This window comes from Mesorhizobium sp. M0522, from assembly GCF_040321085.1.
In the GTDB taxonomy this organism is placed as follows: domain Bacteria; phylum Pseudomonadota; class Alphaproteobacteria; order Rhizobiales; family Rhizobiaceae; genus Mesorhizobium.
In genome coordinates this window covers 48,665-72,495 of the sequence record NZ_JAMYQW010000006.1, presented here as the reverse complement: position 1 = coordinate 72,495, position 23,831 = coordinate 48,665, and the positions used below count along the sequence as shown (strand labels likewise).

The window sequence follows — 23,831 nt, the reverse complement described above, 5'->3', positions numbered from 1 at the left end:
CGTCAGCCCCTCAGCATGGCAACGACCGAATCGACGATCGCGTTCAGCTGGTTTTCGATGAAGCCGGCGCCGATATTGACGCCAAGCGCCCTGGCAAAGCCGAAATAGGCGGCCAGCGCCAGGATCAGCCCGAGCAGCACGTCACGCAGCGGACGCCGGCTGCCGAAACCGTGGCAGATGAGAACGAACATGATGACAGATGCAGCGGTAAAGCCGAGCGGCTGGATTAGCACCAGATTGGCGATCAGTCCGAGGGCGACGATGCCCATCGCCTTCCAGTCGGTCGGCGTCTCCTTTTCGTCCTCCGGCTGCCATCCGCCCCGCAAGGCGGCAATGATGAGCAGCAGCGACAGGATCATCATCCCGGTCATGGTGATGTAGGGAAAGACGGTCGGACCGACCTTGGAATAGAGCGGCGACACCGGGATTGCCAGCGTCTGCCAGGCAACCGCACCGGCACAGGCGAGGAGCCCGACGCCGATCAGCAGTTCGGGCACTGCAAGGCGCGGCGGCGCCGGCTGGTCGCTGGTGCTCATCATCGTCCTCCCAATGTCGGTCCCTTCGGGCCGGTTCTCCTTGGACCGGTCTCACTCGGCCGATCTCGGCGTAGTTTCACCTCCGGCGCCGCGTATGTCCATGCGGCTGGCGAAAGTCGGCAAGGGTTGGCGCAGGCTGCCCCCCTTGCCGAGAGCATCACGCTAGGCCGAGGTCCTTGAGGATCGTCCCGATGCGGGCCGTGTCTTCTGCGACGAATTTCGCATAATCGTCACCGGTGAGCAGGATCTGCGTCCAGTTGCGGTTCTTGCATTCGGTGGCCCAGGCGTCGCTCTTGGCCATGGTCTCGATCAGCTTGATCATTGCTGCCTTGTCGGCGTCCGAGACGCCGGGCGGTGCGAAGACGCCACGCCAGTTGAACAGCTCGACATCTATGCCGGCTTCCTTCATCGTCGGCGCATCGATCCCCTCCTGGCGTTTGTCCGCGGAGATGGCCAGCAGCCGCAGCGCACCCGCCTTGACCTGTTCGGCGAACTCGCCATAGCCGGAGATGCCGGCCGCGACCTGGTTGCCGAGCAGCGCCGAAAGCGCCTCGCCGCCGCCGGCGAACGGCACATAGGAAAGATTGGTGGCCGGAACACCAACGGTCTTGGCGATGAGGCCGAACAATATATGGTCCGAGCCGCCGGCCGAACCGCCAGCAACCGGAACCTGCGTCGGGTCAGCCTTGAGAGCAGCGACAAAGTCCGCGGCCGTCTTGAACGGCGAGGCGGCCGGCACCACAAGCGCCTCGAACTCGCCAGTAAGGCGGGCGATTGGCGTGACCTCGGTAAGGTTGTTAGCCGCCTTGTTGGCGATGATCGCGCCGACCATGACCATGCCAGCCACCATCAGCGCATTGCCCTTGCCCTTCCACTGATTGACGAATTGCGGCAGGCCGACAGTACCGCCGGCGCCGCCGACATTGGTGATCTGCGAGCCGGAGATCAGTTTTTCACTGCGCAGCACCTGGTCCATGGCGCGCGCCGTCTGGTCCCAGCCGCCGCCTGGCGCCGCCGGCACGAAAATCTGCAGCTGCGGCGCGTCCTGCGCGAAGGCGGGGATAAAATGCGATTGCGCGAGTCCGGCAGCACCTGCTGCCGCGGTGCTCATCAAGAATCGGCGTCTGTTCAGCATGGGATTCCTCCAAATCGCGACACCTCCTCCGGTGCCTGCCAGAAACGTGGCCTGACTTCAGACCCGCTCGATAAAATTCATGCCGAGTTTGCGTCCTCCTGTCAAAGACAGAACACGCCGCATGCGGCACAATCGGCCTGCGCGATTTTCAGGCTGGCGGACCGGACGCCCGAAGACGACGTGGCAGGCAGTGCCAAACAGCATCCGTCAGGGTTGCCGCTCCAGCAGGATGGTCGGCTTGCCTTGGTAGACGGTTCGCAGCACTTCGCCATAACCGCATTTTGCCGCGACGTTCAGCGAGCCGGTGTTTTCCGGATCGATGATGCAGACGGTCTTCGCGGCTGCAAATGCCTCATCGCCCCAGGCAAGCACCCGTGCGACGACTTCGCTGGCCAACCCCTGGCCATGCACGCCCGAAACCAGAGCCCAGCCGGCCTCCGGAATGCCCTCGATCGACGGCGTCATGTCGCGTTTCAGATCGTGAAAGCCGGCCTCGCCGATGAAGCGGCCGGTCGCCTTTTCCTCGATCGCCCAGAAGCCGTAGCCCAGAAGCGACCACAGGCCGGCATGGCGCAGGAAACGCATCCAGCTTTCCTCCCGCGTGCGCGGCTTGCCGCCGATAAAACGGGTGACGACGGGATCGGCCCACATTGCGACATAGGCGTCGAAATCGTCCAGCCGGTGCGGCCGCAGGACCGTGCGAGAGGTCTCAATCACTGGGGCGACAATTGTATGCGGACTGGCCATGGTCATGTCTCGGTTGTGTTGCCGGTGCCTAATGCAGGTCATCCAACGGTTAGGACAGCGACATGCATGAGACGGGGAATCAAAATCCGTTGCGTAAAACAAGAGCCAAGGCTGTGTAGATTATCTTCCAGGCTGATGTGAATTCTGCCAAGCAGTGTTATTTTTCGCCAGTATTGGTTCACGTGCGTTCGGTTTCGGCGCTGCCGTCCGACAGAGGGGAACAGCATGGACACCACCGACCTTGTGCTTGCCATCTTCCATCATCTGCTGGTGTTTTCGCTGGCAGGCATCATCGGCGCCGAGTTCGTCCTGATCCGCAGCGACTTGTCCGCCGCGACGCTGAAGCGGCTTGTCGGCATCGATCGCCACTACGGCATCATCGCCATGCTGATCATCGTCGCCGGCATCGGCCGCGTCATCTATGGTCTCAAGGGCTGGGAATTCTACGTCTACAACTGGATGTTCTGGGCAAAGATGGCCGCTTTCGCAATTGTCGGCCTGTTGTCGATTATCCCGACCGTCCGATTCCTGTCCTGGAACAGGCAGGCGAGCGCCAGTTCCGGCTTCCAGGTGCCTGCGGCGGAGCTAGCGTCCGTTCGCACCTATGTCCGCACCGCGGCCTTCATCTTCCTCTTGATCCCGGTGTTCGCGGCGGCGATGGCGCGCGGCTATGGCTACTAGCATAGGTTGGAGGAAGGGCATCGCACGGCCCAGCCTTCCCACTCATTTGCGCGGATAGACGTGCAGTTTGCCGTTTGAGCCCGATTGTCATTTGTCGGGTTGCGCTAGTTATTGCTCCATCTACAGTCAGTTTTGAGAGGAACTCCACGCAGCGGTTGGTAATTCGTATCATGGGAGGAATCACGATGAGAAAATTCGTCGCCGCGCTGGCTGTCGCTGCGGCCGCCATGCTTTACCCACCGGCCGCTGGCGCGCAGACCTACCCCGAACGCACCATCACCATTGTCGTGCCGTTTTCGGCCGGCGGCCCTACTGACACCGTCACGCGTCTTGTCGCGGAAGCCATGTCGAAGGACCTCGGCCAGCAGGTCATCGTCGAGAATGTCGGCGGCGCCGGCGGCACACTGGGCGCCGGCCGCGTCGCAAATGCCGAGCCTGACGGCTACACGCTGCTCCTCCATCACATCGGCATGGCGACAAGTGCTACGCTCTACAGAAAGCTCGCCTACGACACGCTGAACGCATTCGAATATGTCGGCCTCGTCACCGAGGTGCCGATGACCATCGTCGGCCGCAAGGACCTCGAGCCGACCGATCTGAAGGGGCTGGTCGACTACGCCAAGGCCAACAAGGACAGCATCACCGTTGCCAATGCCGGGATCGGTGCCGCCTCGCATCTGTGCGGCATGCTGTTTATGAGCGCCATCGGCACGCCGCTGGTCACCGTACCCTACAAGGGCACCGGCCCGGCCATGACCGATCTTCTCGGCGGCCAGGTCGACATCATGTGCGACCAGACGACCAATACCACCAAGCAGATCCAGGGCGGCACGATCAAGGCTTATGCCGTAACCTCGCCGCAACGGCTAGACGTGCTGCCGGACGTGCCGACGACGATAGAGGCCGGTCTTCCCCAGGTGCAGGTCGGCATCTGGCACGGCATCTATGCACCCAAGGGCACGCCGGCCGAGATCACCGAACGCCTGTCGAAATCTCTGCAGGTGGCGCTGAAGGACCAGAACGTCGTCGCCCGATTTGCCGAACTCGGCACCAAGCCGTCGCCCGAGGCCGATGCCACGCCGGCCGCGCTCAAGGCCAAGCTGGAAAGTGAGATTGCGCGCTGGAAGCCGATCATCGAAGCGGCCGGCCAGTACGCCGACTAAAGGTTTTCAACGGGGCGCCGCCAGCGCCCCGTTTTTACACCGGCATCGGCACGCCCGTGAGGCGGGCCGGGAGGACGCCATGAAACCTTTCGCAATCGACAGAACCAACGGCATATGCGCCGCGCTGTTGATCTTTATTGGCGCCTTTTTCGCGCTGCAGTCGCTGGGCCTCGAAATCGGCACCGCCTTTCGCATGGGGCCGGGCTATTTCCCCCTGGTTCTGGCGATCGTGCTCATTCTGCTCGGCGCCGTCATCCTAGTCGAGGCAGTGCGCTTCGAGAGTGAGCCGATCGGTTACATTGCGTGGCGCGGCATGCTGTTCATCCTGCCTGCTCCGATCTTCTTCGGCCTGACGGTGCGCGGCCTCGGCTTCATCCCGTCGATCTTCCTGACGGCGCTGATCGCATCTTTCGGTAGCGGCCGTATGAAGCCGCTGACTGCACTCGTGCTGTCAGCCGGCCTGACGCTGTTCGCATTCGTCGTCTTCAGCTACGCACTCGGCCTGCCGTTTCGGCGTTTCGGCCCGTGGTTGCCACTGTCGTTGTGAGGAGATGAAATGGAACTCCTCAACAACCTCGCACTCGGCTTTTCGACAGCCACATCTTTGGCAAACCTCGGTTTCTGCCTGATCGGCGTCCTTCTCGGCACGCTGATTGGCGTTCTGCCCGGCATCGGTGCCACCGCAACCATCGCCATGCTGTTGCCGATCACCTTCCAGATCGGCGACCCGGTTTCCTCTCTCATCATGCTCGCCGGTATCTATTACGGCGCGCAGTATGGCGGCTCGACCACCGCCATTCTCATCAACATGCCCGGCGAATCCTCGTCGGCCGTCACCGCAATCGACGGCTATCAGATGGCCAGGAACGGCCGCGCCGGAGCAGCCCTGGCGACCGCGGCGATAGGCTCGTTCTTTGCCGGCACGGTGTCGACCTTCCTCGTCGCCATCTTTGCCCCACCGCTGACGGCGATAGCGCTGAGATTCGGCGCGGCCGAGTATTTTTCGCTGATGATCGTCGGCCTGGTCTCGTCCGTCGCGCTCGCCCACGGCTCGATCGTCAAGGCGCTGGCTATGGTCGTGCTCGGCCTGCTGCTGGGACTTGTCGGCACCGATATCTACACCGGTACGCCCCGCTTCACACTCGGTATCCGCGAATATGCCGACGGGCTGAATTTCGTCGCAGTGGCGGTCGGTGTCTTCGGCGTCGCCGAGATACTGCGCAACCTCGAAAACGAGCATGAGCGTTCCGTGCTGATCCGAAAGATCTCCGGCCTTATGCCGACCCGCGAAGATTTTCGGCGCATGGCGGCTCCCATCGTGCGCGGAACGATCATCGGTTCGGCGCTCGGCATCCTGCCGGGAGGCGGCGCGATCCTTGCCGCCTTTGCCTCCTACACCGTCGAAAAACGTGTCTCGAAAAATCCCGGGGAATTCGGCAAGGGCGCCATCGAAGGCGTCGCCGGACCGGAATCGGCCAACAATGCCGGCGCCCAAACCTCCTTCATCCCGATGCTGACGCTCGGCATTCCGGCCAACCCGGTAATGGCGCTGATGATCGGCGCGATGATCATCCAGGGCATCGTGCCCGGCCCCAATGTCGCCATCGAACAGCCTGCACTGTTTTGGGGTATCATCACCTCGATGTGGATCGGCAATCTGATGCTGATCATCTTGAACCTGCCGCTGATCGGGCTTTGGGTGAAACTTCTTACCATCCCCTACTATGTGCTCTTCCCGATCATCATGGCGTTCTGCTCGATCGGCGTTTACAGCGTCAACACCAACGTCTACGACCTCTATGCCGTCGCCTTCTTCGGCTTGCTTGGCTACCTCCTGACCAAGCTGCGCTGCGAACCTGCGCCGCTGCTGCTCGGCTTCGTGCTCGGTCCGCTGCTCGAGGAAAACCTACGCCGCGCCATGATCCTCTCGCGCGGCGATCCGAGCACCTTCGTGACGCGGCCGATCAGCGCCAGCCTGCTCCTCATCGCGCTTGCCGTGCTCGTCATCGTGTTTCTCCCCGCGGTCAGGAAGAAGCGCGAGGAGGTGTTCGTCGAGGAGAGTTCCTGAATGTGGACGGCGCCACATACGAGGAACTTCAGAGTCACTTGCCGGGCACTGACTCAGTAGCCGCTTCTACTGGCCCGAGCGGCGCGATCTCGACCAGCGGTGCAGGCACGCTGGTCGTCTTTTCCTTGGCCTTGCAGATATCGGCGATGACGCAGGCCGGGCAATCCGGCTTGCGCGCCTTGCAGACATAGCGGCCGTGCAGGATCAGCCAATGATGCGCGTGCCGCATATATTCATCCGGAATGATCTTCAGGAAACCTTGCTCGACCTGTTCCGGCGTCTTGCCCGGCGCCAGGCCGAGCCTGTTACCGATGCGGAAGATGTGCGTGTCGACCGCCATCGTATGCTGGCCGAATGCCACGTTGAGCACGACGTTGGCGGTCTTGCGGCCGACACCCGGCAGCTCGACCAGTTGATCGCGATCCTCAGGCACCTCGCCGCCATGGTCGCGGATCAGCGCCTCCGACAGCGCGATGACGTTCTTGGCCTTGTTGCGCCATAGCCCGATGGTGCGGATATGGTCGCCGAGCTTGGCCTCGCCTAGCGCCAGCATCTTTTGCGGCGTGTCGGCGATTTTGAACAGCGCCCGCGTCGCCTTGTTGACGCCGGCGTCCGTCGCCTGAGCCGAAAGCACCACCGCCACCAACAGCGTGAAGGCGTTGATATGTTCGAGCTCGCCCCTCGGTTCCGGCCGCTGAACGGAAAAGCGCCGGAAAATCTCATGCACCTCGGCCGCGCTGTAAAGCGCCCGCGATCTCGCCGGCCGCGGACGCGGCTTGACGTTCGAGCCGTCGCGGCGGCCGGGCAACAGGTCTTTTTTTAGCGCAGAAGAGTTTTTGGGCTTGGGGCTTGTCATTGCCTTCCTATAATATTCCCCAATGAGCGACACAAACGCCTCATTTCAGGCCGACGAGCCATTTTTCCAGGCGCTGCTGACACCGCACCGGTCGCTGGGCAAGACCGGCTTTGCCATCCTGATGGGCGCCCTGCTGTTCGGCTGGCTGGTGACCGGAGCTTTTTTTCTGTCGCGCGGCGCCTGGCCGGTGTTCGGCTTCTTCGGCCTCGACGTGATCGCCGTCTACATCGCCTTCCGCGCCAATTATCGTGCCGCCCGGGCTCGCGAGGAGGTATCGGTGTCGCGCACCAGCCTCGACATCCGCAAGACTGCCCCGTCAGGCAAATCGGAAGCACACCGCTTCAATCCGTTCTGGGCGCGCTTTTCGATCGCCCGCCACGCCGAGATCGGCATCACCAGAATGGCGGTCGAGGCGCAAGGAAAAACCGTCTCGATCGGCGGCTTCCTCAACCCTGCCGACCGCGAAAGTTTTGCCACCGCATTTTCGCGCGCTCTGGCAGCCGCCAAGGCGCGCTGAGCCAGCGTTTCAGAACCGATAGCGCAACAGCCTGCCGATCTTGCGCAATGCTGGAATGTATTTCCAAAGGCGAACGAACAGTTTCGCGAACCAGCGCATGCGAGCGGCATGTTCCGGCTTATAGGCAGGGATGTCCTCGACGAACCGCAGCTTCGGAACGGCTCGCTCCAATTCATGCGGGTTCTCGATGCTCCAGTGGACCTCGGCGCCGGTGGCGCGGAAGGAGGAATTGAGGCGAATGATCTTCAGTCCCAGGCGACTATAGGCATCGAAAACCAGTTCGCCGCTCGAAAGATGTCCCACCAAACGAGAAAACAGTTGCTGCCCCTCCTCGGCACCCAGGTAGGGAGTCAGGCCTTCCGCCACGACTATGGCCGGGCGATCCCGAGGTACTTTGTTCAGCCATCCAGGTTCGGTGACCGACGAAGCGATCAGATGGTAGTGATCCCGCACTGGATAGAGCTTGCGCCTGAGATCGATGACTTCGGGATAGTCGACGTCGAACCAGTCCACGCCGGCTGGCGGGTCGATACGGAATATGCGCGTATCGAGCCCACACCCGAGATGCAGTACGATGGCGTCAGGATTTCGGGCGAGAAAGTCCTGAACGCAGACGTCCAGCGTCTTTGCCCTGATTGCTAGACCGATGCCGAGATTGTTGTCGACCTTGAGCCGTGAGAAATCATAATCGATGTTGCGCACCGCCTCGTCGGCAAAGTAGTCCCTGAGCAGCGAATTGGGCAGCCGGCTCTCCAGCGCCTTGCCGTAAAGTGTCAAAAGCAAAGTCTCCTTTGCCCCGGTCAAGTTTACTTTTTCACCAGCCACGACCGTCCTTCCCATTCAAAGCCGACTCTATCTGGGTACATGCTGCGGGAAAGCAAGTTTCGGGTGGTGATCGGCGCCGCGAAGGACGATATTCGCACTCAAGGAGATACTGCCATGAACGCCCAAATGCCTCTCAAAACGACAGCAATCCTTCAGAAAGACATCACGGCTGAAGGTGGAGACTACGAAATCGTCCGTCGTGCCATCGAAAAGATCAGCCTCGACTATCGCGACCAGCCTTCGTTGGAAGTGCTGGCCGAGGAGGTCGGCGAGACGCCGACCGGGCTGCAGAAGCTGTTCACCCGCTGGGCCGGCCTGTCGCCCAAGGCTTTTCTGCAGGCCGTCACCCTCGATCATGCGCGCAAGCTGCTCGATGCCGGCATGCCGCTGCTTGAAACCTCGTTCGAACTCGGCATGTCCGGCCCAGGCCGGCTGCACGATCTGTTCGTCACCCACGAAGCGATGTCGCCGGGCGATTACAAGACCCGCGGCGCAGGGCTCACCATCCGCTACGGCTATCATATCTCACCTTTCGGCATCGCGCTGATCATGGTGACGGACCGCGGCCTTGCCGGCCTCGCCTTCAACGATCCCGGCGGCGAGCGTGCGGCCTTTGCCGACATGTCCAGCCGCTGGCCGAATGCGACCTATGTCGAGGACATGGCGGCGACGGCGCCCTATGCCGCGCGCATCTTCGATCCGTCGCTGTGGCGCGCCGACCAGCCGCTGCGCGTCGTCATGATCGGCACAGACTTCCAGGTCCGTGTCTGGGAGGCCTTGCTGCGTATTCCGATGGGCCAGGCCTGCACCTATTCCTCGATCGCCGCGCGCATCGGCGCACCGAGCGCCAGCCGGGCTGTCGGTGCCGCGGTCGGTGCCAATCCGATGTCCTTCGTCGTGCCGTGCCACCGGGCTCTCGGCAAGTCCGGCGCACTCACCGGCTACCATTGGGGCCTGACCCGCAAACGCGCCATCCTCGGCTGGGAGGCGGGACAGGTCTCTTCTTGAATAGCCAACGAATGGAACGATTGGAGCGATGCAAGGACCGCTAGGGTGACAAGCAGCGATCTTACGGAGTAGCTTCCCGCGCAATTAGAGTGGTATGCGCTAGCGGGAGGCACTTCTTGATCGTCGTCATCGGCTCCATCAATCTCGATCTCATCGCCAGTGTCGACCGCTTGCCCGGTCCCGGCGAGACCGTGCGCGGCTCCGGTTTCGCTACTGCCCCCGGCGGCAAGGGCGCAACCCCGGCGCGGGCCGCCGCCCGCGCCGGCGCCAAGGTGCGCATGGTCGGCGCGGTCGGCAAGGACAGCTTCGCCAGCGACGCTCTCGCGCTGCTGCGCGACGGCAAGATCGACCTGTCCGGCGTCGGCGAGACCTTTGCCTCGACCGGTACCGCGTTGATCATGGTCGGCGCCGACGGCGAGAACGTGATCGCCGTTGTGCCGGGCGCCAATGATTCGGTCGTGCCGGGTGACCTTTCCAAGGCTTTCGTAAAAAACGGCGACGTCGTGCTGCTGCAACTGGAGATCCCGCTGCAGACCGTCGAGGCAGCACTCGACGCGGCAAGGACAGCCGCCGCGATGACCGTGCTCAACACCGCACCTTTCCATGGCGACGCGGCCGGCTTCCTCGGCAAGGCCGACTATCTCGTCGCCAACGAAACCGAGTTCGACCTCTATGGCGAGGCGCTGTCGTTGAATGGCCGCGACCGCCCGGCACGGATGCGCGACTATGCCGCGAGAACCGGCCGCACCATCGTCGTCACGCTTGGCTCGGACGGCGTTCTGGCGGCAACGCCGGACGATCTCCTGATGGTTCCGGCGCTGAAGATCACCCCGCTCGACACGGTCGGTGCCGGCGACACGTTCTGCGGCTATTTTGCAGCCGGGCTGGCAGCCGGCCTGCCGCTCGACCAGGCGCTTGCCCGCGCTGCCGCAGCCGGTTCGCTGGCCTGCCTGAAAGCCGGTGCACAGCCGGCCATCCCGCTGGCCAGGGACGTCGATGCCGCCCTGCAGAAATCTACAGGCTGAAGCCGGATGACAGCCATGCGCCCGACGACCAAGCATGCGGTGCCGCCCGCCGGCGACATCTGCCGCCTGTCTGCCGTGGCGCTTGCCGGGAAGATCAGGCGCCGGCAGCTTTCGGTGCGCGAAGTGGTCGCGGCATTCCTCGACAGGATCGAGGCGGTGAACCCGCTGGTCAACGCTATCGTTTCATTGCGTGAGCGTGCCGACATCCTGCGCGAGGCCGACAGCGCTGACGCCCATCTGGCGCGAGGAGGAGATACCGGATCGCTGTTCGGCCTGCCGATCGCGATTAAGGATCTTGCGCTGACAAACGGCCTGAGAACCACCTTCGGCTCGCCGATCTTCGCCGATTTTGTGCCTGAGGAAGACGACTTCTTCGTCGAGCGCGTCCGCAAGGCCGGCGCGATCATCATCGGCAAGACCAACGTTCCCGAATTCGGGCTCGGCTCCAACACCTACAACACCGTGTTCGGACAGACGCTCAACGCATTTGGCCCGGCGCTGACCGCCGGCGGCTCGAGCGGCGGTGCGGCGGTCGCGCTGGCGCTCGACATGGTTCCCGTTGCCGATGGCAGCGATTTTGGCGGTTCCCTGCGCAATCCCGCTGCCTACAACAATGTCTATGGCTTCCGTCCATCGCAGGGATTGGTGCCGGCCGGCCCTGACCTTGATGTGTTTCTTGCGCAAATGGGCGTCGAAGGGCCGATGGGGCGTAACGTGCGTGACATGGCGTTGCTGCTCGACGTTCAGGCCGGCTATCATCCTCGCGCGCCGCTGTCGCATGATAAACCAGGCTCGTTCCTCGAAGGGCTGGAAGCACCGGCGGCCGGCGGGCGCATCGCCTGGCTCGGCGATCTTAACGGCCATCTGCCGGTTGAAGCAGGCATTCTACAGCTTTGCGAGGCAGCACTCGGCCGGTTCGCGGATGTATCCTTCGAGGCCGAGCCGCTGATGCCGGAATTCGACTTCGAAGCGCTGTGGCAAGCCTTTGTAACGCTTCGCCAGGCGAGCAGCGGTTGTGCACTCAAGGCGCATTACGACGATCTCCTGAAACGAAGTCTGCTGAAGCCGGAGGCCGTTTGGGAGGTGGAACATGCACTGCGCCTCACCGCGCCGCAGATCCACGCCGCCACGGTGAGGCGCTCGTCCTGGCATCGAATGCTGCTGTCGCTCTTCGAGCGTTTCGATCTCGTTGCGCTGCCAGCCGCACAGGTCTTTCCCTTCGATGTCGTCACCCACTGGCCAAGGGAAGTGGCCGGGCGTGCCATGGACAGCTATCATCGCTGGATGCAGGTCTCAGCGCTCGCCACGCTGGGCGGCTGCCCGGCGGTCAACGTACCGGCGGGCTTCGACGCCAGGGGCAGGCCAATGGGCATGCAATTGATCGGGCGACCGCGCGGTGACCTCTCCGTGCTGAGGGCGGCTGCCGCCTATGAGGCAACGCTGCCATGGCAGGCCGGCGCCTGCTGAAATCAACTCCGCATTGTCGGCGCCTCGCCGACTTGCACGCAACTCATCGCCATGCATTGATCGCGACAGCGCGCCGCACGAGCGGCATTCTGTGGAGGGAAAAAATGTCGCTGGAACTCTACGCCACCTACGTCGTCGCCTGCATCGTCATCATCCTGGTGCCGGGGCCGACGGTGACGCTGATCATCGCCAACAGCATCCGCCACGGCTCGCGCGCCGGTCTCGCCAATGTCGCCGGCACCCAGGCCGGGCTGGCCATCATGATCGCCATCGTCGGCATCGGATTGACTTCGCTGATCGCGGGCATGGGCCACTGGTTCGAGTGGGTCCGGCTGATCGGCGCCGCCTACCTGATCTGGATGGGCGTGCAGATGTTCCGCTCGAAAGGCAAGCTTAACGCCGACGGAACGGCAAAAAGGCCGCGTGGCGGCTTCTTCCTGCAGGGGCTGCTGGTGGCGATCAGCAATCCAAAGACGCTGGTGTTCTTCGGCGCCTTCTTTCCGCAGTTCATCGCTCCCGAAGGCAATTACGCACTACAGATCGGCGTCATGGGTCTCACCGCGATGATCTTCGCCGCAGTCTCGGATTCGACCTACGCGCTGGCCGCCGGCCGCGCAGGGCGTCTGCTGTCGGCCGGCCGCGTCAAGCTCTTGTCGAGGATCAGCGGCAGCTTCCTGGTCGGCGGCGGCCTGTGGCTGGCGTTTTCCAAGGCGAAGTAACGGCCGCGAGCCCGGCGACGCCAACAGCAACATCCTGGAATAGGAAGGCCGATTGAAAGTCGGCCTTCAGGCCACCACATGGATCAACAGTTGGGGATTCATGTCTATGCCGTGGACTTACGCGGATTTGAAAAGGAACGCGTTTGGCGTGATCCTGTCCATCGCTTTGTTCGCGGCGATGGTTCCGTCGGCTCTGAACAAATGGGCGAATGACGCAAGTCCGATCCGGTCGGTCGACCCGGTCGATGCAACGATCAAAAGTGGACAGGGTAAAGGGCGCAATATCCAATATCTGCTGGTCCTTGAGAACGGTTCGACGGTCCTCGTTTACGACGACCTCCCGCATCTGATCGGCTCGCGCGTCGGCATCGAGCGCGTCACGCGCGACAATGGCTTCGTCTTTTACCGGTTTGCAAATTGAACCATGGCAAGAGCGCGGCTGGCCTTCACCTTGTTGATACTGCGGGAAAACCTCCGGGGCGTCATTATCACCAGCCTTGTGGTGGGCGTCTGCATTTTGGCAATCGGTGCACTGATTGCAAGGCGGAGCAGCCCCATCGTCGATGTGGAGCGCGTGACAGGCACGGTGGTTAACGTCCTCAATGCTGAAGGGGCGGTCGGTGACGGATTCCGCTATCTCTATGGAATCCGTCTCGAAGAAAGTAACCTCCTGGTGTTCGTGTATGGCGACCCGCGCGCGCCGCGCGCCATCGGCTCGCAAGTTTTGATCGAGCGACAGCGTCGCATACACGACACCGAAACGTATCGTCTGCTTCGGGAATGAAAGACGGCGCTAAAGCCGCCCCAGCCTTTCCAGCAACAGCGCGAAAAACGCATCATGATCGATGTCGCGCATCACCATGGCGTTCTTCGGCCGCTTGGTCACCCCCCACCAGTCGATCACCGTCATGCCCATGGTGAGCTCCGAGGCGGTTTCCACGCTGACATTGCAGTTGCGACCCTTGAACAGCTTCGGCTTCAGCAGATACGCGATGACGCAAGGATCGTGCAGCGGGCCGCCGTCGGTACCGTATTTCTCCTCGTCGAAACGTTCGAAGAATTCCAGCATGTCCGCGGTGGCCGTGCCGACCCTGGTGCCGAGCTTACGGAAGGCCTTCGTACGCTTGGCGGTGGTCAGCGCCTTGTGGGTGACGTCCAGCGGCATCATCACGATCGGAATGCCGGATTTGAACACGACATCGGCGGCATGCGGATCGACATAGATGTTGAACTCGGCGGTCGGCGTGACGTTGCCGCCCTCGAAGAAGCCGCCGCCCATCAGCACGATTTCCTTGATGCGCGGCGCGATTTTCGGCTCGCGGATCAGCGCCAACGCAATGTTGGTGAGCGGCCCGAGCGCGCAAAGCGTGATCGTGCCGCTCTCCTCCCTCATCAGTGTCTCGACTATGAAATCGACCGCATACTCTTCCTGCAGTTTCATCTTTGGTTCGGGCAGTTGCGGCCCGTTGAGGCCGGTCTTGCCATGCACTTCCTCGGCGGTGACCAGTTCGCGCGCCAGCGGCCGGATGGCGCCTGCATAGACCTTGACGTCCGGCCGGCCGGCCAGCTCGCAGATCTTGCGGGCGTTTTTTTCGGTAAGTTTCAACGGCACGTTGCCGGCCACCGCGGTGATGCCGACGATCTCCAGCTCGGCGCTGCCGAGCGCCAGCAATATGGCGACGGCATCGTCCTGGCCGGGGTCAGTGTCGATGATGATCCTGCGGGATTGGGGCATTTCAATTCCTTGTTTTGGCAAGTCTTTTTGGGCGGGACGTGTGACGGCTTGAAGTCTGCCGGGCGGCGGACCATATCAAGACCATCGGGAAAAATGCCATCCGGGTTTTTCCACTTTATGTCGCTCTTGAGAGGACACTGTAACATGAGCCGAATGACGCCTTTTTCCAGCCCGCTTCTCCTCGGTTTCGATTCCATGGAAAAGACGCTGGAGCGCTTGGCAAAGTCCGGTGACAGCTATCCTCCCTACAACATCGAGCGCCTCAGCGGTGCCGACGGCAAAACCGAAAGGCTGCGTATCACGCTCGCCGTCGCCGGTTTCGCGGAAAGCGATCTCGATGTCACAACGGAGGAGAACCAGTTGGTCGTGCGCGGCCGTCAGAACGACGACACCGAGCGCGAATTTCTCCACCGCGGCATCGCCGCGCGCCAGTTCCAGCGCTGTTTCGTGCTGGCCGACGGCATGCGGGTGATTGCGGCGGAATTGAAGAACGGCCTTCTGTCGATCGATCTCGATCGGCCGGAATCCGAACGGCTGGTACGAAAAATAAACATATCGGTGAAAGACTGATTTTTGCCGATAGCTCTCATGCGGGATGGCCTTGAGCGGCGTCTCGCGGCAAGGAGGCTTGAAATGACCAGAACTAACGAGAATATCATCATGACCAGCGGCGAATTCGCCCATCTCGGCGAAGGTTCGGTCGCCTATCTCAGGAAAGTGTCGAGCGACGATCTGCGCGGCCGTTTCCCGGGCCTCGGCGAAATCGCGCCGGGTCTGGAACTGTGGGCCCTGTTTGCCGCTAATGGCCAGCCGATCCTGCTTTCGGACGCTCGCGACCGGGCACTGGCTGGCGCGCTGGAAAACGATCTGACCCCGGTCGCTATCCACTAACGTCGCTATCCACCAACATTGGCGCCATCGACTGACAAATACGGCGCAGCGATCTGGCTGGAAACGGACAGGGCCGCTCACGGCGGCCCTTCAAAGGATTTAATCAAAACCTCAAGCGGCGTGCGAGGCCTGCGTGTCCGACAGCAGCGCATGGATGGCCACGGCGTCGCGCGTGCCCCTGATCTTGGCAACCGTGTCGGCGTCGCGCAGCACCCGCGCGATGCGCGACAGCGCCTTGAGGTGGTCGGCGCCGGCACCTTCGGGAGCCAAAAGCAGAAACACCAGGTCGACCGGCTGATCATCGAGGGCCTCGAAGTCCACCGGTGTCTCCAGCCGGGCAAAAACGCCGGCGATCCGCTTCACCCCAGCCAGCTTGCCGTGCGGAATGGCGATGCCGTTGCCGACGCCGGTGGAGCCGAGCCGCTCGCGTTGCAGGATGGTGTCGAACACCTCTCGCTCCGGAATGCCGGAAATTGCCGCCGCCCTTTCGGACAGCAATTGCAGCAGCTGCTTTTTGGAGTTCGCCTTCAACGCCGGCATGATTGCCGGAACGCTGACGAGATCGCTCAGATCCATGCTTGAAATCCCTTGTTCGCCTGCCGTCGCCAGTCCCCACGCTCGCGTGCGGCTGGTCTTTACCCCTGCGCGACCTTGGCCGTGGACGGGTCGATCCAGCCGATATTCCCGTCCGGCCGGCGATAGACGATGTTGAGATGGTCATTTCCGGCATTGCGGAAGACCAGGACCGGGCTGTCCTTGGTGTCGAGTTCGATCACCGCTGACGCCACCGACATGGTCCGCAGCGTCATAGTCGATTCGGCGACGATGGCCGGCGCGAAATTCTCCGGTATGTCCTCCTCGTCGTCGGCAAGCGGCGCCATCACCGTATAGGCGACGTCGGTGAGCTCGCCGTTGCTATTGCCTGAATTGTGCGACTTCAGCCGGCGCTTGTAGCGCCTGAGGCGCGTTTCCAGACGGTCTGCCGCAGTATCGAAGGCAAGCGTTGGATCCTGGGCATCGCCGGTCGCCTGCAGCGAAGCACCGGAGTCCAGCCGGATCATGCAATCGGCCGTGTAGCGCGACCCCGATTTGACGACTACGATTTGCCCTGAAAAGCCCCGATCGAAATATTTCCCGATCACTTCCCCGACACGGTCGTTGATGCGCGTACGGAACGCATCGCCGATATCCATGTGTTTTCCCGATATGCGCAGTGTCATCTGAAAACTGACCTTCCTTGCTCAGGCTTCAAACTGTCCCGAGTTTATACTCGTGGTCCGCGCGCACAAGCTTTTGCGGCGTCACTTGCGCCGATTTTAGATCCGAACTTTCCGGTTGATCACAAGCCGCCTTCTTGGCCGTCCCGTGGCCTACGTCGTGACGGACCATCTCTCGTGCGGGCATCGGCGAACTCAAATCCACTCGCCAGCCCGTCTCATGCGGGCGGGCTTCTAGCCACTTCGTCGCCGCTTGTCAATGAAGGGCGAAAGCTGTGGAAATTCCGCCGGAGATCAACGGCCGGCGCTGGCCAAAGCGCGTTTTTCGCGCCGCCGCTGCACCGAAGAGGGTATGTTCATGCCTTCCCGGTATTTGGCCACCGTGCGCCTGGCGATGTCGACGCCGCTTTCCCGCAGCATGTCCACGATGGCATCGTCGGAAAGCACATCGATGGCTTTCTCCTCGTCGATCAGCTGCTTTATGCGGTCGCGCACCGCTTCCGACGAATGCGCATCGCCGCCACCTGACGAAGCGATCGAGGCGGTGAAGAAATAGCGCAGCTCGAACACACCGCGCGGCGTCAGCATGTATTTGTTTGCCGTGACCCGGCTGACCGTTGATTCGTGCATGCCGATGGCGTCCGCCACCGTGCGCAGGTTGAGCGGCTTCAGGTGCCGCACGCCGTGGACGAGAAAAGCGTCCTGCTGGCGCACGATCTCAGAGGCCACCTTGAGAATGGTCTTCGCCCGCTGGTCGAGGCTGCGCGTGAGCCAGTTGGCGTTCTGCAGGCATTCGGCAAGGAAATCCTTTTCCGCCTGGTTTTTCGCATGTGGCGTGACCTGGGCGAAATAGATGTGATCGACCAGCACGCGCGGCAGCGTCTCGGCATTGAGCTCGACCGTCCAGCTGCCGTCATTGGCTGCACGCACCTCGACGTCGGCCACGATCGCATCGCTGGCACCGCGCGAAAACGCCATTCCAGGCCGCGGGTCGAGCGCCCGGATCTCGGCCAGCATGTCGAGCAGATCCTCCTCGTCGACGCCGCAAATCCGCTTCAGCGTCTGGAAATCGCGCCGTGCCAGGAGTTCGAGATTGGCGATCAGCACCTTCATCGCCGGATCGAGCCGGTCGCGCACCGCCAGCTGCAGCAACAGGCATTCGGCGAGGTCGCGGGCGAATATGCCGGCTGGCTCAAATGTCTGGCAGACCGCCAGGACCGGTGCCATCGCCGTGGCGTCCGTGCCGAGGCGGGCGGCGATCTCGGCCATGTCGGCACGCATGTAGCCGGCCTCGTCGAGGCCGTCGGCAAGCTCGCCGGCGATCAGGCACGCCGCCGGATCAGCAAAGGCGAGCGCCACCTGCTCGCCGACATGGTCGCGCAGCGTGATGGCCGCCGCCGCCATATCCGCGACGTCGAAGCCGTCGGAGGAAGAGGTGGAACCGTTGCCGGACGCCGATTTCCATTGTGCCGTCAGGTCGGGCCCGAGCCGCTCGCTCGTACCAGGATCGTCAGGAAACAGGTTTTCCAGCGACGTATCGAGCTTTTCCGAGATCGCCTCGGCGCTCCACGCCGTTTCCGCCTCGAACCAGTCGCCGTCGGCAGCCGGTTCCGATGCGGCGTCGCCCTTCTGCGCCTGGTCGCTGGCGGCGTCCTCCTGCGGTTCGGCGCGTTCCAGCAGGGGATTGCGTTCGATCTCGTCGTCGATGAAGCGTTCCAGCTCGAGATGGGTGAACTGCAGCAGGCGGATCGACTGCATCAGCTGCGGCGTCATCACCAGCGACTGCGACTGTCGTAGCTGTAGTTTTGCCGCCAACGCCATGGTTCGGTTTCAAACGCTCCGTCTACGCACCCGCACTGCTGGAAGGAATTTTCCAGGCCAGCATAGAAACTGGCCCGGCTTTTGCTTGTCAAGGCGAGGAGCGGTAAAACTCGCCTGTCGGAGCGTTTTCAGGCAGAAAATTGAAGAAAAAGCTGCTGGACTACGCCGGAAATCCCGCTCGAGCCGGAATTTCGCACTTAGAGCGTAAATCCCTCGCCGAGATAAAGCCGCCGCACATCGGCATTTGCGACCACTTCGTCGGCTCGACCATGGGTCAGCACCTGGCCGGCATGGATGATGTAGGCGCGGTCGATCAGGCCAAGTGTCTCGCGGACATTGTGGTCGGTGATCAGAACGCCGATGCCACGTGCCGTCAAGTGGCGCACGAGCTGCTGGATGTCGGCGACGGCGATCGGATCGATGCCGGCGAAAGGTTCGTCGAGCAACATGTAGGCGGGGCGGGTTGCCAAGGCGCGGGCAATTTCGAGGCGTCGCCGCTCACCGCCGGAGAGCGACAGCGACGGAGCCTTGCGCAGATGGCTGATGTGAAATTCCTCGAGCAATTCGTCGAGCAGGCGCTCACGCTCCTTGCGGCTCTTTTCGACCACTTCGAGCACGGCCCGGATGTTTTGCTCGACATTCAGGCCGCGAAAAATCGAGGCTTCCTGCGGCAGATAGCCGATGCCGAGACGGGCGCGGCGATACATCGGCATCGACGTGACGTCGAAACCGTCGATTTCGATCGTGCCTTCATCGACCGGCACCAGGCCGGTTACCATGTAGAAACAGGTCGTCTTGCCGGCGCCGTTGGGGCCGAGCAGCCCAACCGCCTCGCCGGCGCGCACGCCCAGCGTCACGCCGCTGACGACTTTGCGGCCCTTGTAGCTTTTGGTCAGCCCCTTGGCGATCAAGGTTCCCTTGAACTTTGCCGCTTCGACGGTGACCCTGGCCGGTGCCGCAAGTTGGCTGGCGGCGCGCCCTGGAAGACGCGCCAGCAGCGACGATATGCCGGTCATCAGGGTTTCGCTGCTCCAGACTTCGCCGGCGGCGTGATCGACATCATGACGCGGCCGCCGCAGGCGTCGACCTGGGCAAGGCCGCTCTTCATCTGCACAGTGAGCTTGCAGCCGACAAGCACGTTGTCGCCTTGCGAGAGCACGACCTTGCTGCCCGAAAGCACCAGCACTTCGGTCTTCATGTCGAAAGTGCCGCGGTCGCCGGTGGCAACCTGATTGTCCGATTTGATGTAGACCTTATCGTCGACCTCGAGATGGTCGATGTTGGCGGATCCGGTCATTGCCGCGGCACCCGCCGGCTGGGCGCTTTTGGCGGCGCCTGCATCCCTGACGTAATAGACCGTCATTTTGCCGGCCTTGAGCACAGTTGGACCCTGGACGACGTTGACGTTGCCGGTGAAGACGGCAACGCTTTCCGCTTGGCGCACCTCGAGCTTGTCGCTTTCGATCTGGATCGGCTTGTCGCCCGACAGCCTGAGGCCGGACATTTGGCTGGTGGCCTTGGACTGCGCCAGCGACGGCGCCGTCCCCAAGGTCAGCCCCAAGGTTAGCAACGCCGAAATCGCGGCGAGGCGCCGTGCCGAACTACTGAACCGCATTGGTCTCTCCGCTCTTTGCCTCTGCCGCCTTCAAACTGGCGGGATCGATGTCGACGCGCACCTTGTTCTCGAAAACCAGGACCTTGCCATTGTCCTGGACCGACATCGAATCCGCCCTGATCCGCGACCCGCCGCGGCTGACATCGACGGGCTCGCTTGTCTTCATAGTGCCTTCGCCCATGTCGAGATAGACTGATTTGAATTTTGCCACCACACCATCCGTCGTCGACACGGTCACATCGCTGGTCAGGCTGAGCGTGTTGCCGTCGCGATCGTAGGTGCCGTGCGTGGCGTTGATGGCGGCCGTGTTGTCGGCCGCAATCGGCAGCTTGGCCTTGATGCCTTCCAGATCGATGATGCCCTGTTTGCTGACGTCCTGTATGGCGCGCAGGGCCGTCATCGAATAGGGCAGGTCCTGCTTGGTGAAGCCGTTGAGCTTGGGATTGGCCATCACCAGCTTGCCATCGGCAAAGGCGCCGCCGTCGGCCTGCACCTCGATTGCAGCGGGAGCCATGAGATAGGAATAGACCGGAAACGCGACCGCAATCACGGCAGCGACCAGTGGCACGGCCAGCTTGAGGATACGGACCCGGCGCGAATGACGCTGCGCAACGTCAAACGCGTCGACCCGCGCCCGGCCTGCGGCCTTGGGAGCCAACTCCGTCTCGGTGTTGGTCGGTTCGATTGGTCCCGCTAACATGACTGCTTCTTCTAAACCCCTGCCCGCCAGGCCGCCCTATAGGTGGGGTGCCGGCGCCCTCAAGCAAGCACAAGCCGAGGAAAACCGCAAAAATGTGACAGCCGCCCCTGTACAATGAAAATGGCCCCAGCGCAGCCTGTACCTCATACCAGATATGGGCGCACAGTGTTAGAGCCTGTAGAACGTGACAGGTTGAGGCTTGCCGCGAATGCCTAAGACGGCCTTTGGCGCAAGGCCGTCAGGAAACGGTAGCCGGGCGCGAATGGTTGCTTTAAAAGCATCTGCTCCCACCGACTACGAGGCTGACCATGGCATTGAGAGCCGACGACCTGATCGACCGCCGCCGCTTGCGCCGCAAGCTGACATTCTGGCGTGTTGCGGCGATTATCGTCGCAGCAGCCGGACTGATCGCCTTCTCGGCATGGATCTATGGTGACGACTTCACCGGCGCGGCTGTCGACCACATCGCCAAGGTCAAGATCGAAGGTACCATCACCGAAGACGAAGAACTGATCAAGCGGCTGGAGGCAATCCGTCAGTCGCCGCGCGTCAAGGCTGTGATCCTGTCGATCGATTCACCCGGCGGCACCACCGTCGGTGGCGAGTCGATCTATGAGGCAGTGCGCAAGCTCGCCGCCGACAAGCCGGTGGTGGCCGAGGTCGGCACGCTCGCGGCTTCGGCGGGCTATATGATCGCCACCGCGGCCGACCATATTGTCGCACGCAAATCCTCGATCGTCGGCTCGATCGGCGTGCTGATCCAGTACCCGGACGTCAGCGGCCTCATGGACAAGCTCGGCGTCAAGCTGGAGGAGGTGAAATCCTCGCCCTTGAAGGCCTCGCCTTCTCCCTTCAAGCCGACCAATGACGATGAGCGCGCCATGGTCCGCAAGCTCATCCTCGACAGCTACGACTGGTTCGTCGGCATCGTCGCCGAGCGCCGCAACATGACCAAGCCGGAGGCGCTGGCGCTCGCAGACGGGTCGATCTTCACCGGCCGGCAGGCGGTCACCAACAGATTGATCGACGCGGTCGGCGGCGAGGCCGAAGCAATCGACTGGCTTGCAGGCAAGGGTGTCGATGCCAAGCTCAAGGTGGTGGAATGGAAGGACACGGAAAAACGTGGTGGTTTCCTGTTCTCCAAGGCGATGGCGCAGACCGTCGGTGCTGCGCTTGGCCTGCCCGGCCATGGCGGCGACGTCCTTCACGAAATTGGAGCGGACCGCTTGTTTCTTGACGGTCTCGTTTCCGTCTGGCACCCTTGAGGAACCGCTTGGGACGAGTGAAAAACCAAATAAAATCATTCTGATAATTTCGGCGGCACTGCTTTTACGGGGAGCCTTTTCATGATCAAATCCGAACTTGTGCAGATCATCGCCACGCGTAATCCGCATCTTTTCCTGCGCGACGTCGAAAACATTGTCAGCGCCATCTTCGATGAAATCACCGACGCGCTTGCCGAGGGCAACCGGGTCGAGTTGCGCGGCTTCGGCGCGTTTTCGGTGAAAAACCGCCCTGCCCGTACCGGCCGCAACCCGCGCACCGGCGAATCCGTAGAGGTCGAGGAGAAATGGGTACCGTTCTTCAAGACCGGCAAGGAATTGCGTGAAAGGCTGAACGGAGGCAAATAGGCGCGGCGCCCGCCACCGCTCCCGCCTTTTCTTCCGAACGGAAAAACATGTTCAATCGCTTTCTCCTCATCGTGGTTTTCGTGCCGCTGGCCGTCATCCTGATTGCGTTGGCCGTCGCCAACCGCGAACCGGTCGCCTTCACGCTCGATCCGTTCAACCCCGGCAATCCGGCGCTGACGCTGACCATGCCGCTCTTCATTTTCCTATTCCTGGCGCTGGCCATCGGCATGATCGTCGGCAGCCTGGCGACCTGGACCAAGCAGGGCCGCTACCGCAAGCTGGCGCGCCAGCGCGGCGCCGAGGCAGAGAACCTGCGCCAGGCGGTCAGCCGCGCGCCCACCGCGTCGCAGGGCCCAGCCTTGCCGAAGCCGACGAACTGAGCCGCGGCTCGGGCCTGAAGCACAACCGGCCTAGTTCTCCACGGAGCCTTTCATGCTGACCATTTCCGCCGCCGAGGTCGACCGCGCGCTGACCTTTTCCGGGCTGGTCGAGACGTTGCGCGCCGCTTTTCGCGATGGCGCCGTGCAGCCGGTCAGGCACCATCACACGGTTGAGCGGCCCGATGGCGCCGCCTCGACGCTGCTTTTGATGCCGGCCTGGACCGACTTCAACGCAGCCGGCACCTCGGCCGATGGCCATATCGGCGTCAAGATCGTCACCGTGTCGCCCGACAACAATGCCGTCGGCAAGCCCGCGGTGATGGGGCTTTACCTGTTGCTCGACGGCGCCACCGGCGAGCCTCAGGCCTTGATCGATGGCCAGCGGCTGACACAGTGGCGCACGGCCTGTGCGTCGGCGCTGGCCGCCTCCTATCTGGCCCGCGCGGACGCATCGCGGCTGCTGATAGTGGGCGCCGGCGCGCTGTCGCCGTTCCTTGCAAAGGCGCATTCGGCGGTACGTCCGATCAAGAACATCCGCATCTGGAACCGCACGCCGGCCAACGCCGAAAAGGTCGCGGCAAGATTGCGTGCCGAGGGTTTTGCGGCCGAAGCAGCAGGCGATCTCGACGCCGAACTCGGAAAGGCCGATATCGTGTCGTCGGCGACCATCACCACCATGCCACTGATCAAGGGCGCACTCTTGAATCCCGGCGCCCATGTCGATCTGGTTGGCGGCTTCACGCCGGCGATGCGCGAAAGCGACGACGACGCGATTGCACGCGCCCGGGTCTATGTCGACACCCGCGCCGGCGCCACCAAGGAGGCAGGCGATATCGTCCAGCCGCTGGCCTCCGGCGTTCTGAAGCCGGAAGCCATCGTCGCCGATCTCTATGAACTGGCGCGCGGCCAGAAAAAAGGCCGGCAGAACGACGATGACATCACGCTGTTCAAGTCGGTCGGCGCGGCCCTCGAGGACCTCGCCGCCGGCATTGCCGTGTATCGGGCAAGTGTAGGGCAGTAGGGCAGTAGGGCAGTAGGGCAGTAGGGCAGTAGGAAACCGTGCTAATCGTGCGGCGCCGCGCCTAGTGCTACTT

General features: G+C 62.5%; 29 protein-coding genes. 17 read left to right on the top strand and 12 right to left on the bottom strand.

Annotated elements, in window-relative coordinates; translation table 11 throughout:
* Window positions 1–2 precede the first annotated feature (2 nt).
* The 3 genes from NKI58_RS09945 to NKI58_RS09935 all read right to left on the bottom strand — a co-directional run bounded on the left by NKI58_RS09945 (window position 3) and on the right by NKI58_RS09935 (window position 2,418).
* Entirely contained in the window at window positions 3–536 is a 534-nt protein-coding gene (locus NKI58_RS09945) for a tripartite tricarboxylate transporter TctB family protein (protein WP_352453996.1), read from the bottom strand.
* A gap of 157 nt (window positions 537–693) precedes the next feature.
* Window positions 694–1,671, bottom strand: a complete 978-nt coding sequence (locus NKI58_RS09940) for a Bug family tripartite tricarboxylate transporter substrate binding protein (RefSeq protein ID WP_352576226.1) — start codon at window positions 1,669–1,671, stop codon at window positions 694–696.
* 207 nt (window positions 1,672–1,878) lie between these two features.
* Window positions 1,879–2,418: a GNAT family N-acetyltransferase gene (locus NKI58_RS09935; RefSeq protein ID WP_352576228.1), complete on the bottom strand. Its 540-nt coding sequence runs from the start codon at window positions 2,416–2,418 to the stop codon at window positions 1,879–1,881.
* Between the two features lie 225 nt (window positions 2,419–2,643).
* On the opposite strand from NKI58_RS09935, the gene NKI58_RS09930 reads away from it, so the two are divergent.
* From NKI58_RS09930 to NKI58_RS09915, 4 genes are all read left to right on the top strand, one after another.
* Window positions 2,644–3,099 carry a DUF2214 family protein gene (locus NKI58_RS09930; RefSeq protein ID WP_352453993.1) on the top strand — a complete coding sequence of 152 codons (456 nt, stop codon included), beginning with the start codon at window positions 2,644–2,646 and terminating at the stop codon, window positions 3,097–3,099.
* Between the two features lie 185 nt (window positions 3,100–3,284).
* A complete protein-coding gene (locus tag NKI58_RS09925) occupies window positions 3,285–4,262 on the top strand; it encodes a tripartite tricarboxylate transporter substrate-binding protein (RefSeq protein WP_352453992.1) in 978 nt (325 codons plus the stop codon).
* Window positions 4,263–4,341: 79 nt separating this feature from the next.
* Window positions 4,342–4,809, top strand: coding sequence for a tripartite tricarboxylate transporter TctB family protein (locus tag NKI58_RS09920; protein ID WP_352568215.1), 468 nt, complete (start codon window positions 4,342–4,344; stop codon window positions 4,807–4,809).
* Between the two features lie 9 nt (window positions 4,810–4,818).
* Window positions 4,819–6,330: a tripartite tricarboxylate transporter permease gene (locus tag NKI58_RS09915; protein WP_352588322.1), complete on the top strand. Its 1,512-nt coding sequence runs from the start codon at window positions 4,819–4,821 to the stop codon at window positions 6,328–6,330.
* 34 nt (window positions 6,331–6,364) lie between these two features.
* Here the strand turns inward: NKI58_RS09915 and nth are convergent, their stop codons facing one another.
* Window positions 6,365–7,186: an endonuclease III gene (gene nth, locus NKI58_RS09910; protein ID WP_023675282.1), complete on the bottom strand. Its 822-nt coding sequence runs from the start codon at window positions 7,184–7,186 to the stop codon at window positions 6,365–6,367.
* 22 nt (window positions 7,187–7,208) lie between these two features.
* Between nth and NKI58_RS09905 the strand changes: the two genes are divergently transcribed.
* A complete protein-coding gene (locus NKI58_RS09905; protein ID WP_023675281.1) occupies window positions 7,209–7,703 on the top strand; it encodes a DUF2244 domain-containing protein in 495 nt (164 codons plus the stop codon).
* Between the two features lie 9 nt (window positions 7,704–7,712).
* Here NKI58_RS09905 and NKI58_RS09900 read toward each other — a convergent pair whose 3' ends face one another.
* Complete coding sequence (locus NKI58_RS09900) at window positions 7,713–8,480, bottom strand: class I SAM-dependent methyltransferase (RefSeq protein ID WP_352576236.1); 768 nt, start codon at window positions 8,478–8,480, stop codon at window positions 7,713–7,715.
* Between the two features lie 162 nt (window positions 8,481–8,642).
* Here NKI58_RS09900 and NKI58_RS09895 point away from each other — a divergent pair, with 162 nt between their 5' ends.
* The 6 genes from NKI58_RS09895 to NKI58_RS09870 all read left to right on the top strand — a co-directional run bounded on the left by NKI58_RS09895 (window position 8,643) and on the right by NKI58_RS09870 (window position 13,531).
* Entirely contained in the window at window positions 8,643–9,536 is an 894-nt protein-coding gene (locus tag NKI58_RS09895; RefSeq protein ID WP_352785523.1) for a methylated-DNA--[protein]-cysteine S-methyltransferase, read from the top strand.
* Window positions 9,537–9,652: 116 nt separating this feature from the next.
* On the top strand, window positions 9,653–10,561 hold the full coding sequence (locus NKI58_RS09890; protein ID WP_352853148.1) for a ribokinase: 909 nt from the start codon (window positions 9,653–9,655) through the stop codon (window positions 10,559–10,561).
* 6 nt (window positions 10,562–10,567) lie between these two features.
* Window positions 10,568–12,028 (top strand): amidase, encoded by a 1,461-nt coding sequence (locus tag NKI58_RS09885; RefSeq protein WP_352825178.1) that lies wholly within the window; start codon window positions 10,568–10,570, stop codon window positions 12,026–12,028.
* Window positions 12,029–12,132: 104 nt separating this feature from the next.
* Window positions 12,133–12,747 (top strand): LysE family translocator, encoded by a 615-nt coding sequence (locus NKI58_RS09880; protein WP_292663261.1) that lies wholly within the window; start codon window positions 12,133–12,135, stop codon window positions 12,745–12,747.
* A 52-nt stretch (window positions 12,748–12,799) separates the two neighbouring features.
* Window positions 12,800–13,168: a hypothetical protein gene (locus NKI58_RS09875; protein WP_245274634.1), complete on the top strand. Its 369-nt coding sequence runs from the start codon at window positions 12,800–12,802 to the stop codon at window positions 13,166–13,168.
* A gap of 3 nt (window positions 13,169–13,171) precedes the next feature.
* Window positions 13,172–13,531, top strand: coding sequence for a hypothetical protein (locus NKI58_RS09870; protein WP_352785516.1), 360 nt, complete (start codon window positions 13,172–13,174; stop codon window positions 13,529–13,531).
* Window positions 13,532–13,540: 9 nt separating this feature from the next.
* Here NKI58_RS09870 and NKI58_RS09865 read toward each other — a convergent pair whose 3' ends face one another.
* Complete coding sequence (locus NKI58_RS09865) at window positions 13,541–14,482, bottom strand: nucleoside hydrolase (protein ID WP_352453985.1); 942 nt, start codon at window positions 14,480–14,482, stop codon at window positions 13,541–13,543.
* A gap of 144 nt (window positions 14,483–14,626) precedes the next feature.
* Between NKI58_RS09865 and NKI58_RS09860 the strand changes: the two genes are divergently transcribed.
* Together NKI58_RS09860 and NKI58_RS09855 are read left to right on the top strand one after the other, a co-directional pair.
* Window positions 14,627–15,052 (top strand): Hsp20 family protein, encoded by a 426-nt coding sequence (locus tag NKI58_RS09860; RefSeq protein ID WP_023675270.1) that lies wholly within the window; start codon window positions 14,627–14,629, stop codon window positions 15,050–15,052.
* Window positions 15,053–15,115: 63 nt separating this feature from the next.
* Complete coding sequence (locus tag NKI58_RS09855) at window positions 15,116–15,373, top strand: BQ00720 family protein (RefSeq protein ID WP_023675269.1); 258 nt, start codon at window positions 15,116–15,118, stop codon at window positions 15,371–15,373.
* Window positions 15,374–15,484: 111 nt separating this feature from the next.
* On the opposite strand, the gene ptsN is transcribed toward NKI58_RS09855, so the two are convergent.
* The 6 genes from ptsN to lptC form a co-directional block, all read right to left on the bottom strand.
* Complete coding sequence (ptsN, locus tag NKI58_RS09850) at window positions 15,485–15,949, bottom strand: PTS IIA-like nitrogen regulatory protein PtsN (protein WP_023675268.1); 465 nt, start codon at window positions 15,947–15,949, stop codon at window positions 15,485–15,487.
* 59 nt (window positions 15,950–16,008) lie between these two features.
* Window positions 16,009–16,593, bottom strand: coding sequence for a ribosome hibernation-promoting factor, HPF/YfiA family (gene hpf, locus NKI58_RS09845; protein ID WP_023675267.1), 585 nt, complete (start codon window positions 16,591–16,593; stop codon window positions 16,009–16,011).
* Window positions 16,594–16,884: 291 nt separating this feature from the next.
* Complete coding sequence (gene rpoN, locus NKI58_RS09840) at window positions 16,885–18,411, bottom strand: RNA polymerase factor sigma-54 (protein ID WP_352568225.1); 1,527 nt, start codon at window positions 18,409–18,411, stop codon at window positions 16,885–16,887.
* A 197-nt stretch (window positions 18,412–18,608) separates the two neighbouring features.
* Window positions 18,609–19,427, bottom strand: coding sequence for an LPS export ABC transporter ATP-binding protein (gene lptB / locus NKI58_RS09835; protein ID WP_023675265.1), 819 nt, complete (start codon window positions 19,425–19,427; stop codon window positions 18,609–18,611).
* A complete protein-coding gene (locus NKI58_RS09830) occupies window positions 19,427–20,026 on the bottom strand; it encodes an LptA/OstA family protein (RefSeq protein ID WP_023675264.1) in 600 nt (199 codons plus the stop codon). Before NKI58_RS09830 ends, lptB begins: the two co-directional genes overlap by 1 nt.
* A complete protein-coding gene (gene lptC, locus NKI58_RS09825) occupies window positions 20,013–20,726 on the bottom strand; it encodes an LPS export ABC transporter periplasmic protein LptC (RefSeq protein ID WP_352568226.1) in 714 nt (237 codons plus the stop codon). Before lptC ends, NKI58_RS09830 begins: the two co-directional genes overlap by 14 nt.
* A gap of 308 nt (window positions 20,727–21,034) precedes the next feature.
* Between lptC and sppA the strand changes: the two genes are divergently transcribed.
* The 4 genes from sppA to lhpI all read left to right on the top strand — a co-directional run bounded on the left by sppA (window position 21,035) and on the right by lhpI (window position 23,758).
* Window positions 21,035–21,991 (top strand): signal peptide peptidase SppA, encoded by a 957-nt coding sequence (sppA, locus tag NKI58_RS09820; protein WP_352568227.1) that lies wholly within the window; start codon window positions 21,035–21,037, stop codon window positions 21,989–21,991.
* Window positions 21,992–22,072: 81 nt separating this feature from the next.
* Window positions 22,073–22,357: an integration host factor subunit beta gene (locus NKI58_RS09815; protein WP_023675261.1), complete on the top strand. Its 285-nt coding sequence runs from the start codon at window positions 22,073–22,075 to the stop codon at window positions 22,355–22,357.
* A 47-nt stretch (window positions 22,358–22,404) separates the two neighbouring features.
* Window positions 22,405–22,737 carry a LapA family protein gene (locus NKI58_RS09810; RefSeq protein WP_023675260.1) on the top strand — a complete coding sequence of 111 codons (333 nt, stop codon included), beginning with the start codon at window positions 22,405–22,407 and terminating at the stop codon, window positions 22,735–22,737.
* Between the two features lie 52 nt (window positions 22,738–22,789).
* On the top strand, window positions 22,790–23,758 hold the full coding sequence (lhpI, locus tag NKI58_RS09805; protein WP_352568228.1) for a bifunctional Delta(1)-pyrroline-2-carboxylate/Delta(1)-piperideine-2-carboxylate reductase: 969 nt from the start codon (window positions 22,790–22,792) through the stop codon (window positions 23,756–23,758).
* Window positions 23,759–23,831: the final 73 nt, after the last annotated feature.